Raw genomic sequence first — 13,126 nt, 5'->3', positions numbered from 1 at the left:
TCGGGATATTGATACGCGGCGCAATCGAGCGGAAGGCCGCTTGCCGCATCTTATTGTTCTGCGTGGTGGCATCGTCTGTCGGCCGCAATGCCTATTTTGTGCTAACGGCATGGATCGCCGTCGATATTGGCCACAGGGCGAGCGCTCTTGCCATTCTCCTCGCGCTCGGCAGTGCCGCCGAATTGTTGACGAGTAATGTCGGCGGCGCGGTGGTCGATCGATTTGATCGCAGCATTGTCTGTATGATCTGTGATCTGCTGCGGGTGGCGCTGATGGTATCGACCGGAGTAGGTTTTTCGTTTGTGGACCCCCTCCTCATCCTATACATTTCATGGATCATCTTTGCTGTCATCGACAGAACCTATTCGACGGCATTACAAGCCATGATTCCGTCGATTGTCGGTGCCGAAAAGCTCGAGTCATTCAACTCTGCCTCGTATGTTGGAATGCAAGCAGGCAATTTGCTCGCAGCCATTGTCATGGGAGCCGCTCTGACCGCTATGGGCATGGATCTGGTGCCTGTCCTACCTGGCGCTTGCTTTATTCTCTCTCTGTTGGCGTTGCGGGCTATGCGCAGCCGAAGGCAACTCTACTCTTCCAAACAGCTTGCTATGAGCGGCGGCATTCGTTACCTCGACCTCTTGCCAACGACGTTCACACTTCAGTCGCTGAAGGCCAACGCATCTATATACGCTCTGATTTACACAATGGGCATGCTTGTGAGCGTGCTCGCCTCAGCATATGTGATCCATGAACTGGACGGCACGGCGCTGCAATTTGGCTATCTTGAGGCGGGATGGGCCTTTGGTTCAATCTCTGGGTGTGCGAGCTTTTTTTTGGGCCGTCGGCATTGGTGGCAGAACATTCTTGTTCATTTGGGGCTTGCTGGCCTGTTTCTTCTCGGTTTTTGGATGGTCCCAGGCGTTGTCTTGGCGGTCTTTCAAATGACGATTCTTGGTATGAGCTATAATATCGCGCGTGTTCTGATCGACGTGCAGGTTCAATCCGTTGTCCCAGTTAGTATGCTGGGACGTGCTCGCAGCCAGATCCACACACTTTGCATGGCTGTCGGGCTCTTAACCTATGGAATCATCGGCTTTTTCGGTAACACCGTCCTGCCTTCACAAATATTCGCGTATTTCGGCGCGGTTATGATCGCCGTTGCTCTCGTCCTTTACTTTAGGATGGATCGGGGAGGGCCGCTGAAAAGCCGGCTTGTTTGAGGAGTAGAGATGTCGAGCGAAGCAGAACTCGTATCCAAGGGCAAGGTTTTGGCTCTGATATTTGAGCTTTTACCCTGGGCTCGACCGTTCGAGCAGGCGCCGGTGGAAGCTTATGCCAAGTCGGTCTTCTCTGTTGCGCGCCATCATCCCGCTTGCGCCGCTCGCAGCCAAGCCATGTCGCTGTTGCAGTCACGGATTGGTGCGGTGGCGCGGCGCCGGGGTTTTTCGGAAGAACAAGCATCTCGACTTGAAAGAGAGATTGAGTTCGCGCCCGTCCTGCAGACCGGTCCGCACCTTCACCTTTTGATTGAGCCCGATGCATTCTATACCCATCTTTTCTCATTGATGGGACTGCGCGCCCATGGCAGGAGGTGCTACATCTCCTATGGTTGTTCGACCGTAAAGTTCGTGGAACGCGGCCGTAAGGGTCCTGCTTGGCTTCAAATTGAAGGCGAGGCAATCAATGTCTTCGGCCTGTCGCGCAGCAAGATGATCCCCTACAGCATTTTAGGCAGAAACAATCGCTACAGCTTCCGACTTCAAAATGCCGACAAGCCCGGCCCCGACTCAGACGCAATTTCCTACCTACGTGCGAGCTTGCCCGCCGACGCGTTTCCTTCAGCATCTGAGGCAATCAAGGCGGCTAACATCGAACTCTGGAATCGCTATTTCGACCGCCGGATCGACTTCCTTCAGTTCGATGATGATGATGTTGCCGATCTCGTGAGAGATCATCTTTGCAATGAGCGGTCCTGGTTGCGGACGGGGCTGATCGAGAACAGACCTTTTGCTATCAAGCTGCTCGATTGCATCGATCAACTCGCCGGTTCGACGTGGCAGGGTTGGCTTAAGAACTCGACGCACTTTTTCTGGGGCTCTACTAATGGGCGGCTAATTCCGCTCTGGCTCGATGGTTGCGTTCTCCGTTCGAGAGGTGCGGATGACATCAGAATTGACTTTCTATCGGAAGGTCTGATCGAGGCCTTGGCGAAGCGGCGGATCGTACCGAACCTCCTCCTAATGTTTATCGTCACATCGATTCTGCCCGGCGTTCGTGCACTTGGCGGAAGTCGACACACCGTCTACTATCCTTTGATGCGCTGGGCATTTTGTGAAGCGCTGAGAGGCCAGGATCATGATGCGCAACTTCTCACCGCGCTGGCCGAGGACGAGCGACCGGGCGCGTGGGCCCACCGAATCATCTCCTCGCCATGCGAGCCATTTTCGCTCTTGAACACCGTCGGCGACGCCGGCGTTGAGACGCTTCTCGACCGGTTCGGCCACATGCGTATTGACGAAGCTGTCGGATCGCTGACAAGCTTCACAAAGGATCCTTTATGGGCGGAGCTGGCCGCAGCTTTCGCATCAGGAAAGGTGAGCAAGGGTTGCCAGCAATGGGCATTTTCCTGATCGTGCTGTAACAATCCACCGCGACACCTTATCTGCGAGGTTGTGAGCTTTGGCTCGATGACGAACTCGCACTCCTGACCCGAAGTCTTTGAATTTTGTGACGAATTCGGTTGCGCAGCGAGCTTATTTCAACTATCTTTCTCGGCGGGGCGGTACGCGCTGCCTTGGGGATTAGAACCCCCTGCTAGCGGTTGGTGCCGGCCGGTACGGCATCACACTTCTTAACCTTTGTGGTCGGGGAGCCTGTGGCGCATGTCCAGGTTCCTCGGAACTAAAGGCCATTGGGCCGTCTAGCACGGTGTTCTAACTCCCCGATCAGTGGGTTAAGCGAGTTTTCAGCGGGGGCGTACCGCATGAAACTCTCCAGTCGGGGTGTCGAACATGAATAGCCACATAGCAGCCATTCAGATCCGATCATCGAGGCGGGCGCAAGGCACGCTATCGCGAACTGAACACGACACGGTTCATCCAGTCGATCTCCATGTCGGGCAGCAGATTCGGATCCGCCGGATACAGTCGAATGTATCGTTGGGAGATCTTGGTGCCGGCATCGGTGTCAGTCTGCAACAGGTACAGAAATACGAAAGTGGCAGGAACCGTGTCAGCGCCTCGATGCTCTACGAGGTTGCAAGTCGCCTCGGCGTCCCTGTTTCAAAGTTTTTCGAAGGCCTTCCGGATCCGGTAGACTCTGAGGGCAGCCAAATCACAACCGAGATCGATGAAAGGATTGCCTATATTTCCACTGCGGAAGGGCGTCGTCTGATTGAGGACGTTTTGCTGCTTCCGGCGCGTGTCCGCAGCCGCGTTGTCGCTCTCGTCACCTCAATTGCTGAGGAAGAAATGGAAGAGCAACTCGGGACGGATCGTTAGTGTAGACGAGTGTGAAATTGGCGGCTGTAGGGCCGCCACTCCTTGAGATTGAGACGCACAACGTCAGATCTTCTTATTTCCGCTTCGAGCCTTACAGAACGATCCGACCGATACCGTTCTCTAGAGACAGGAGAGTGCCGAAGCCGGCACTACGGTCGGCGAGATCTTTGAGAATCTCGTCCGCCATCTCGCCGTCGACCAAAACAGGAAAGGGGAGTCGATCGCGGTCTTGGTCGGCCAGTGCCTCGGTTCCGCCGATCACGATTGGACGCAGGTTGATGTCTTGCAATCGCCCACCGGGGCCGTAGTTGCAGGTCGCTACGACACTTTTCCAGACTTCCGCCGGGCTCCATTCTCGTTCCTCCTTCTGGGTGTGGAACAGAAAATTTCCGAGGCCATAGAAAATCGGTGTGTCTCGATATATCTCGATTGCTTGCAGAACTGGTGCGCCATGGCTGACGAAAAGGCCTGCGCCTGCGTTCACGCACTGATGGGCAAATTCCTGGACCCAAGAGGGTACCTGCTGCCAGCTCGGCTCCCAATGGTGGTGATGCAGGTACACGATGACAAATGTGTCGGTGCTTGCTTCTTCCACGATCGCGGAAAGCTGGGCCCAGGCGCTATGTCTGTCGATCACGATATGGCGGACATTGTGATCGGCTTTACGAAATGTCGTTCCGTAAAAGTCTATTTCGATGTTGTCATCGACCTCAGGCGAATCCTCGGGTTGGGCATAATTGGCTCTTTCCAGATTTGAACTTAGAAATCGGCTTTGTATGGAGCGAAGTATGTTGAATGTTTCCACCTCTACATCGAATACTCTTGAGACCTTCAGTCTGTTGATGCCGGGCCTTGCCATCCGGCCCTGGCTTGCATCCTCAGCATACATGAACGACGGTCCTGGGCCGGCATCCATAGCAATCAGTGCCACGCTCCTTAATCCGAATGTTTTTTTCTGAGGCTTGGCGGCACGACTCTTATCCGCACCGATACCGGCATGAAGAAAGTCTTGTAACGCCACCTCCTCCAGCGTCGAAAGGATTCCGGACGGGCCGAGATCAAAGGCATGGTTGTTTGCCAAGGCGAGGCTGTTAAATCCTAACTCCTTCAGAGCTGGTAAAACCTCAGGTGCGGAGGCGCCGAAGTATGAGCCCTTGAGTGGCCAGCCGCCATAACGGCCATAAATGGTCGTCTCAAGATTGGTGAAAGCGACGTCACTCGCCTTAAGAATCTGTGCGATGTCATGCAGTCTGGGGTCACTTATCGTTCTCAGATCGTGACGGATTAGTGATTGACCAGTCAGGGCAATGGAAAAGGGCGAGGACATGAAGTCTCCCTTGATTTTTTGATAATCGATAAGCTATGCGTTCAGCCAATTGGCCAAGGAAAAAGCGCGCGGAGTGCGCCTCTAGTTCGAAGCCTGCGGTGAGACGTCAATTTTGAACCATTCCTCGCTCAGCCGCTTCAACGTTCCGTCTCGCGTCGCAGCTTCAATGGCGCTATTAAACGCGGTGATCAGGTCCTGATCATTCTTTCGCAGGCCGACACCGACGCCCGGTCCCCACAGGCCGCCCGAGAGCTGTGGACCGTATAACGTTGCGGTTTCGCCATCCTTGCTATCCAGGAATGCTTTCCATGTGAAGTAATCGGCAAGGCCGCCGTCGATCCGCTCGGCCACGAGATCTAGATGCATATTGTCTTGGGAATCGTAGCTTCTGATCGTCGCGACCTTACCGAACAGCTCATTCAACACGGCCTCCGAATTCGAAGATCGCAGAACGCCAAGGGTTTTGCCGGCGAGCGCCACGCGAAGTTGATCAAGCATGGTCTGCTCTTCGGCATCGATGCTCGTCAGGTTCAATTTCTTCGATGTATCGGTCGCAGGCAGGTTGAGGTTCTTGCGCACGACGAGTTGGTTGAAACCTCCGGCGTAGGGCTGAGAGAAGGCGATGGACTTCTTTCGCTTTTCCGTAATCGCCATGCCTGACATGATGGCGTCGAACTTGCCAACGGTCAGCGCCGGTATAATGCCGTCCCAGTCCTGCGCTGCGAAAGTGCATTCCACATTCATCCGCCGGCAGAGTTCACGCCCGACCTCGATGTCAAACCCGAACAGCTTACCTTCGGCATTGATGGCATTCCAGGGCGGCGACGCACCTTCGGAAGCGATGGTGATTGCCTTTCTATCCATCGCGACTGAGTTGGTGGCGCAAATCAGCAGGGACAATAGAGCGAGCATTGTGGTTCGTTTCACGACGATAGTCCTTTCATTATTGGGTTTGAATCTTACGGTTCTGATAAGCCAGCGTTGACCCCGGGCTTAGCTTCGCGTTCCAGCGGTAGCGAAGGGTGGCTTTGGTGGGCGCTATTTTGAACGGCCCGGGATGGCGAGGGGGGGGTTGGTTGTGCGCGCCCAGTGCATTTCGAGAACCCCAAAAATCTTCGTAATCACGAGGGTAAGGAACAGGTAAAGACAGCCGGCGACAACGAAGACTTCGTACGGGGCGAACGTCTCGGAGACCAACTGGCGTGCGAGACCGGTTATCTCCAGCAAGGTGATCGTGCTTGCGAGTGAACTTGCCTTCAGCATGCCAATGACTTCGTTCGCGTAGGCTGGAAGAACAATGCGGATCGTCAGCGGGAAGATGATCAACCGAGCCATATGCAGGCGCGACATGCCCAAGGCTTTGGCCGCCTCTACCTGGCCTTGCGGGATCGCACGGATTCCGCCGCGAAGAACTTCTGTGGTATGGGCAGCGCTATTCAAGGTGAAGGCAATGAATGCGCACCAGAACGGTTCTCTTATCAAGGGCCAGAGAAAACTCTGCCGGATAAACGGAAGCTGCGCGACGCCGTAGTAGATCAGAAAAAGCTGCACAAGCAGTGGTGTGCCGCGAAAGGCATAGGTATAGGCAAGCACGGGTGCAGAGGCCCAGAGGTTGGATGACGCGCGCAGGAAAGCCAACGGTATCGAGATCGCAAAGCCCGAAGCAAGTGATGCAAATGTGAGCGCCATCGTCAAGAGGAGGCCTCTGGGAAGGGTGAAAAGTGCTTCGAGGGCTACTGTGGTACTCATCACGTCAGCCTTTCGCGCAGGAAAGGGAGTACCGACGTTCGATCAGCTTGAACGAGAGCAGGGAGAGGCTCGTGAGCGTAAGATAGATTGCGGACGCGGCGAGATAGAAGGGAAGGGGCGCGCGCAAGGAACCTGCGCCTACATAGGCAACACGCATGACATCCGTCAGCCCCACGACTGAGATCAGCGACGTATCCTTTATCAGGGAGATACAAAGATTACAGAAGGCGGGTAAGGCGATTGGGATCATCTGGGGAATGATAATCAGGAGCCATACCTGCCAGCGGGACAGCCCGAGTGACATGGCCGCTTCCCTTTGGCCCGCCGCAATTGCGTTGATAGCCCCACGGAATATCTCTGCAGCATAGGCGCTGAACACGACGGTCAAAGCCGTTACCCCGGCGGCGAACGCATTGATCTCGACGTAGCGACCAACAACCGCGCTGAGGAGAGCCGTTCAACCAAAATACATAAGGAGAATAATGAGGAGTTCGGGAACACCTCGAACAATCCCCGTATAGGCCTGCATACCGCCTGCGAGAGTTTTTCGGCTTGAGTTTCTGAGAATTGCGATAAGCAACCCTAATGTGGTTCCAAGTGCGCAGCTCAAAAAAAAGACGATGAGCGTGTTCGTCAAGCCATGAAGGAACTGGTCCGTAAAGTCTAACAAATCCTAAGCTCCTATTTTCATCGCGAATAGTAGATATTCATAAGTATACATACTGCTCAATACTTCACTTGAGCTGTACATGTAACCATATGGCGAAAGAAAAGTCTCTGTTAACTCATGATTAATGTGACTTATATCTAAAAATATACTTTGCCTTTCGGCCGTCAATTTATAAGATGAGAGAAATATCGATAAGTATGGCTTATGGCCCATTGCGTTGCGCGATATGGGCTGGGGGATGGACGCCTATGGAGATCGTTGGATCAACGGTAAGGATCCGTCAGCTTCAAGTCCTGAGGGAGGTCCTGCGCGCGGGATCGGAAAGGCTTGCAGCGCGAGCGTTGGGAATATCGCAACCGGCGGTTAGTCAGAACGTCAGGCAGTTGGAGGAGGCGATCGGCTTTGCACTCTTTCGTCGCGAGACAAACAGATTAAGTCCTACCGACAAGGCATGGGAACTTCTGCACACAATCGATGCGGCGTTCGCGGGGCTAGACCGGATTGGACCGTCGATCGAATTTCTGCGCAACAACGATACGCGAGTGATTGGGATCGCAGCGCCGAGCGCGTTCTCGTTCGGGACCTTACCGAGGGTTGTCAAGAGCATCAGAGAGACAAGCCGTTCCTATAAAGTGCAGGTCAAATCGGGCAGCTATCAGCAGATTGCTGACCATGTTCAAAGCGGTAGGGTGGATCTCGGGATCTCACGACTGCCGCTAGACGAACGCATCTTCGATTGGATGCCAATTGGTGCGGCGACCAACGTGTGTTTGTTTCCACCAAATCATCGGTTCGCATTGCAGCATGTGGTCACCGCCAAAGATCTTGTCGGTGAAGCCATTATCGACATCGACCCGCAAGTTGCGTCTCACCAGATGAGCGTCAATGCGCTGCGACATATAGGAATTCAGCCGGAAATTGTCGTAGAATATGACTCGAATGGTCACGATGTCGGCTACGTAAAGGCAGGGATTGGCATCTCCATTTCGAACGAGATTATTGCGAAGGAATATGCCAGTTTCGGCATCGAGTTCCGGCCGTTCCAGCCAGGAGCAGTATATCACTATGTTATTATCTGGCAGAAGGAGCGGAAGCTGAGTGATGCTCTTCGATTCGTGGCCGAGATTCTTGTCGCAGCGGCGGTGGATCAGGCTCGCTAGCCGTGCTGCACTTGCCGTTCCAATATGGCCGCTCCCTCGGCTGAAAGCATCGAGATCAATAGATTGGTGCTTAAGGAAATTTCCATGAAATAATTGCTTCTTGTCCTGGGGTGGCTGTATGTGGTGGTCGAATGCGGCTTAACGCGCTTCGACGGGCAAATGGCGGCGTCACACTAAAAACTTTGACCGAACAACCTCAGCCAGAAAGTCAAGCAGATGTCGATTGAGGCGATCAGGAACGGTTGCAAGAAGCCCGTGAGGCTCACCCTCATACTCGATCAGGCGGGCAACCACGATACCGGCCGCCGCTGTGCGGCTGGAGGGGCCGGTTGGTACGGTTTTTATCGTTTGTTCCATGGATGACTAAGGTTGGGATTGTAAAGGAAGCGAAATCGCTACGAAAGTCCGTTCGGCTGAAGGCGTCGACGCAGTCGAGCGTGGCCTTGGGACTGGCCATGGTTCCGAGAGTGAACGACCAATGGAGGATGCCATCGCTCACAGGGCTGGTAACCTATCCAAAGGCGTAGAATGTTTTCGCAAATTCCTGAAGGAAGACAACGCGGTCCTTGCGGGTCTGGGACTTCATGCCCTCGAACACACGCGTCGTCCTTCAGAAGATAGCCCGCAAGGGACGCTATAAGGACGGACTTGGGCATGCGAGATGCGCCATGGCGGCTCAGATAGCGGGCAATTTCGCCACCCCCATCGAGAAGCCGACGAGAGCAACCTCATTGAGATCGAGTGCCTCCAATACGGCGGCAAGATCGCCGGTATACGTGTCCTAGTTGTACCCATCCGCCGGATGTCCATATTGGCCAAAGCCACGCCGATCATATGTGATAACACGGTATCCAGCCTCCAACAGAGGTAGGGTCTGAAATTCGAACATATCACCGGTCAGCGTCCAACCATGAATGAGAACCGCGGGGCGACCCTTGCCCATTTCCTTCACCTGTAGTTGCACGCTATCTTTTGTTTTCACAAATGCCGTGATTATCTCCTCGAATCAGCCTCTGAATAGCTGCTGAAAGTGTCACATGTTCCGCGGAATTGGGCTCACTCTGCGGTTGGATGTTGGCATGCCTCCGCCCGTGGTGCCTTGGCTTTCATTTTTGAACTGGTGATTGTTCCATGGGTCTGACCCTGACGTTGTCGGCTCGTCCATCGTCTATCCTTGGCCCAATGTCGGCAAGGCAGCGACCACGCGAAGTGAAAGTCCTTCATAAGGTTCGAGGTTTATCGTCAGCTCTCCAGTCTCCGGCAAGTCGCCTTCGATGGTTTCGTGGATCATGTCGATTACAGGGCCGGAAGCCTGATTTTCCAGTTTGACGATTTCCGAAATGGGTGTGTTCCCAAAATTCAACGCGGTGATCTGCGTCCCGCGATCTTCCGGAAGCTCATGAACCATGATCAGAAGCCCCGGTGAGTGAACATCGGGGATCGCGATCTGGCGCGACATTGCAATGCCATATGCTTCCCTGACCGACAGCAGCTTCTTGAGTTGAGATGCAAAAGAGCCCGGCTTTTCGAGCTGATCGGCAAGAGAACCATACAGCGACTTTGCCCTAGGGAGGCCATGGGAGGAACGCTCGACATGGGGCAGGGTGCCCATGAGGTCATAGGCGCCACGGTGGATCCACCGTGTGTCCCCGTCCGCCACGAGTGACCCGACGCTTTCGATGGGCAGTGGTAACGCCCCCACGATATCCCATCCGGAAAGCGCAAAGATTCCCGGCTGAAATGCGTTGTACATAGCTAGAAGCAGGTGGACTTTCTTGATCAGCTCAACGTCATCGTGCGAAAGCTGCGTGAGATCCTCGATGTTCAGAGCGGCTGCAATCACGCTAGCTGTCGTGCAGGAAACGCCATTCGTCACAAACTTTTGATTGTAAGTTGCCTTGGCTCCGCTCAGTCTCTCATACATCGTCTCGCGCAGGTGGGTTCGAAGCGTTCTTCCTTGCCAGGTTTGCCCCTGAAACGTGTAGATGTCGTCGGCGTGCAGCGTCCAAAAGTGGACAAGCTCGAGTGTCAGCTCGTCATGGTTCTGAAGAGCGTGGATGAGGCTCGCAGGGTCAATCCCGAACTCGTGGACAGTACGCAGCATCATTCTCAGGAATTCGGTGTCGCCAGTAAGCAAGGCATGGTGATAGGCGGGTCGCGTAACGAAGTCGTAGGAGAGATCTGCCCCCCCTTTGGACATCGTGGCGATGTCGTCGACCGCGAGGTTCAATTCCTGAAACGAGAATGCACCTGCCTTTCGGATCACACCCGCCAAGAGTTGATTGCCGACGACCGACAGAGGATGTCCTTCAGACCATGCTTTTCCGGAGCCCAAACCTTCGACCCCAAGGAAGCCATTCGCATCCAAACGCAGACCTCGTGCGCCGAGCACATCGATAGAGTGAAGGGCGTCTCCGACAATCATCTGCTGCGCTGCGAACGAAGGGTCGAGCCAATTGAGGCTCGGCTGGCCTTCCTTGAAATAATGGAGGTAAACCCATCGCCGCTCTACGCCATCGACACCTAGAACGGGCGGGGTCGCGCTCCAGTCGGTTTCCTTGACGCCGGGTTCAAAGAAGATGACCCGTTGCAGATGACCGACGATGTAGCCCTTTGCACAGAGGGCGTCGACGGCCGGACCGCCCAGATTTGCCGCGTCCTTGCCTTCCTCGACCTCAGGCAAGAGGCCCCAGTCCTCAACGGCGATCTCGACCATGTGATAAAGGCCGGGGTAATCCTCATAGGCTCTCTCCGCCAATCGGAAATCTGGCCCTTTACCAGTGTGTCCGGGGATCACGTCGTCGAGCACTACGGCGTTAAACGCCGCTGCCATGCGCCCGAGATTCACGAATTCCTCTTGGGTCCCGAAGGCCGGGTCCGTGCCGACACCGATCCTGTCAAAATGACCATCGACAGAAGGCGTCAGTTCGTCGCCCCTCCAACCACCCGCCTGCTTCGTCGGCCCGATATGAATTGCTTTTATCCCGACGTTAGAAAGGCTGGACCATAGCTTCGCATCGCCTAGGGCCGCGAGCACCGACCCGTCGCGGTCGGTTATGATAGAGCTGGGGTATGCGGAAAACCAAACCGAGGCGATCGCCGCTGCCGATCGCGGGTTGGCCTCTCCGTACCGGCGCTGCCACATACGTGCCTTACCTCCGTAAAGCGCAGCTCGTTCCCGTGCGTAGGCCAACATAGAGTTTGTACGAAGTTTCTGCGTATATTGGGTGTCTTGATTGCCCATATTCGACCTCAAAAGTAATTGCGATCTTCGGACCAGATGAATAGTCGGCCGAACTCGTTTTTAATGCTTGGCGCGTTAGTCGGGGGAGCGTCCCGCTATTCTGTCCATATTTTGATCAGGGGTCCTAAACGTCCCATCATAGGATCTTTTCCCGGTATCCTTACCCGCGCGATCTGCTTGAGTTGCGCTTCAGAAGCGGCCGAGGTCCGGATGTCGGCTTCTTGACCGGCCGGATATGCACCAATCATGACAAAGTCGCTGGTCGAACTGAGCTTCTTGTGCCCAGTACCTGCAGGGAGCGCCAAGGCGTCGCCAGATCTTACGGTCACCTCAAACCCGCTCATACCTCCAATCAACAAATCGGCTTCCCCTGAGGCAACCCCTAGCACTTCATGCGCCATCGAATGATAATGATGATAATTGAAAACACCGTTGCGCCAGATTCCTTCCCAGCCATTCTTGGCAAATAGCTGTTCAAACCCACTGGGAGCGTCCATTGGGTCGATGGCCGATTTGTATAGCAACACCGGAAGCTTGGTGTTGTTTGGGACCCAACCGCTGGGCTGAAGAAAAATTCGCTCGACGTCCATGATACCCTCCCCGCTGAGAGCGCAACGAAAGGAGCACTCAAAATGTTCCTTAGCCTAGGTGAGACGGGAGGATACTGCGGCGAATGGTAAGGATCCCCCGTCCGCGCACAGACACCAGCGGCGAATACTGGTGGAACCTTCGAAGGCAACGCCTACTGTTTTGGAGATCTCGAAGGCACTGGGAAACCTTCTCGTCTAGATACGATATTCCAGCCCCCAGCCGGACGGTTTAGGAAAGAGCATGATTTTCCATCTTGGAATACCCAAGCGATCTCAATGGCAAAGCCCCTCTCGCCGAGAGAGGACGCTTCAAAGTTGGAAAAGACAATCGTTCGGCAACAGGCACTACTGACGTGTCCGAAGGCTGTAGTCCAAGCGGCTGAGTGATGTCGGCTCCATACGAGACGGTTCATCTACCGTGCCGGAAATCAGGGCCTCAGCGCCAAGATCGATCCCGACGTTGAACGGCTGGGAGTTGATCGCCGCGATCTCCGCCGCGAGGCGGTTCAATTCTGCAGCTAAACCTTCGAAGCGGTTAATGGTCATGAGTTCCTCCTCTAACAAGGCGACCAAAAGTTGCAATCGAAGACAACACACTTTATTTTCTGCAGGAGACCGCTGTGATTGCGGCCTGGGCAACATCCAGTCCGCAACAAAGAACTTCCGGGACCAGGCAGTTTGCCGGCATAACATACGCTCAAGCACCGAAGCTGGTCCACGATGCAAGCTGAATGCCCCTCGCAATTGAAGCGTTGCATGTATCGAGACCTCAGCGCCTATCGCATTCAAGACAAGCGCCGCCGATGAGCCCGCCGGCTTCATTCACGGAGACGCTACAAGAGATCCTCATGTTCGTGTGGGGCTCGCATTGTTTTTCGCTTTG

11 protein-coding genes and 2 pseudogenes are annotated in these 13,126 nt (G+C 54.6%); 4 read left to right on the top strand and 9 right to left on the bottom strand.

What is annotated here, in order from left to right; all coding sequences use genetic code 11:
- Positions 1-8 precede the first annotated feature (8 nt).
- From EQW76_RS16655 to EQW76_RS16645, 3 genes are all read left to right on the top strand, one after another.
- Positions 9-1,223, top strand: a complete 1,215-nt coding sequence (locus EQW76_RS16655; RefSeq protein ID WP_244615523.1) for an MFS transporter — start codon at positions 9-11, stop codon at positions 1,221-1,223.
- Positions 1,224-1,232: 9 nt separating this feature from the next.
- Complete coding sequence (locus EQW76_RS16650; RefSeq protein ID WP_142831902.1) at positions 1,233-2,633, top strand: hypothetical protein; 1,401 nt, start codon at positions 1,233-1,235, stop codon at positions 2,631-2,633.
- A gap of 381 nt (positions 2,634-3,014) precedes the next feature.
- Positions 3,015-3,503 (top strand): helix-turn-helix transcriptional regulator, encoded by a 489-nt coding sequence (locus EQW76_RS16645; RefSeq protein WP_143123038.1) that lies wholly within the window; start codon positions 3,015-3,017, stop codon positions 3,501-3,503.
- A gap of 91 nt (positions 3,504-3,594) precedes the next feature.
- Here the strand turns inward: EQW76_RS16645 and EQW76_RS16640 are convergent, their stop codons facing one another.
- The 4 genes and pseudogenes from EQW76_RS16640 to EQW76_RS16625 all read right to left on the bottom strand — a co-directional run bounded on the left by EQW76_RS16640 (position 3,595) and on the right by EQW76_RS16625 (position 7,249).
- Positions 3,595-4,830 (bottom strand): CapA family protein, encoded by a 1,236-nt coding sequence (locus EQW76_RS16640; RefSeq protein WP_142831898.1) that lies wholly within the window; start codon positions 4,828-4,830, stop codon positions 3,595-3,597.
- Positions 4,831-4,911: 81 nt separating this feature from the next.
- Positions 4,912-5,757 carry a transporter substrate-binding domain-containing protein gene (locus tag EQW76_RS16635; RefSeq protein ID WP_202617178.1) on the bottom strand — a complete coding sequence of 282 codons (846 nt, stop codon included), beginning with the start codon at positions 5,755-5,757 and terminating at the stop codon, positions 4,912-4,914.
- A 111-nt stretch (positions 5,758-5,868) separates the two neighbouring features.
- Positions 5,869-6,579 (bottom strand): ABC transporter permease, encoded by a 711-nt coding sequence (locus tag EQW76_RS16630; RefSeq protein ID WP_142831896.1) that lies wholly within the window; start codon positions 6,577-6,579, stop codon positions 5,869-5,871.
- A 4-nt stretch (positions 6,580-6,583) separates the two neighbouring features.
- Positions 6,584-7,249: pseudogene (locus EQW76_RS16625) on the bottom strand (ABC transporter permease subunit).
- A gap of 248 nt (positions 7,250-7,497) precedes the next feature.
- On the opposite strand from EQW76_RS16625, the gene EQW76_RS16620 reads away from it, so the two are divergent.
- Complete coding sequence (locus EQW76_RS16620) at positions 7,498-8,409, top strand: LysR family transcriptional regulator (RefSeq protein ID WP_142831892.1); 912 nt, start codon at positions 7,498-7,500, stop codon at positions 8,407-8,409.
- A 781-nt stretch (positions 8,410-9,190) separates the two neighbouring features.
- Here EQW76_RS16620 and EQW76_RS30235 read toward each other — a convergent pair.
- From EQW76_RS30235 to EQW76_RS16595, 5 genes and pseudogenes are all read right to left on the bottom strand, one after another.
- Positions 9,191-9,298, bottom strand: a complete 108-nt coding sequence (locus EQW76_RS30235) for a hypothetical protein (protein ID WP_348539568.1) — start codon at positions 9,296-9,298, stop codon at positions 9,191-9,193.
- A 279-nt stretch (positions 9,299-9,577) separates the two neighbouring features.
- Positions 9,578-11,653 (bottom strand): maltose alpha-D-glucosyltransferase, encoded by a 2,076-nt coding sequence (treS, locus tag EQW76_RS16610; protein WP_142831890.1) that lies wholly within the window; start codon positions 11,651-11,653, stop codon positions 9,578-9,580.
- Positions 11,654-11,748: 95 nt separating this feature from the next.
- Positions 11,749-12,243 carry a cupin domain-containing protein gene (locus tag EQW76_RS16605; RefSeq protein ID WP_142831889.1) on the bottom strand — a complete coding sequence of 165 codons (495 nt, stop codon included), beginning with the start codon at positions 12,241-12,243 and terminating at the stop codon, positions 11,749-11,751.
- Positions 12,244-12,461: 218 nt separating this feature from the next.
- Positions 12,462-12,572 (bottom strand): annotated as a pseudogene (locus EQW76_RS29750) (transcriptional regulator); the annotation flags it as partial.
- A gap of 16 nt (positions 12,573-12,588) precedes the next feature.
- On the bottom strand, positions 12,589-12,789 hold the full coding sequence (locus tag EQW76_RS16595; protein WP_142831887.1) for a hypothetical protein: 201 nt from the start codon (positions 12,787-12,789) through the stop codon (positions 12,589-12,591).
- Positions 12,790-13,126: the final 337 nt, after the last annotated feature.

It is taken from the genome of Rhizobium sp. rho-13.1 (assembly GCF_007000305.1).
Taxonomy (GTDB): Bacteria; Pseudomonadota; Alphaproteobacteria; order Rhizobiales; family Rhizobiaceae; genus Rhizobium; species Rhizobium rhododendri.
Note: the sequence above shows the minus strand (reverse complement) of the source record. Positions and strands in the feature narration are given on the sequence as shown.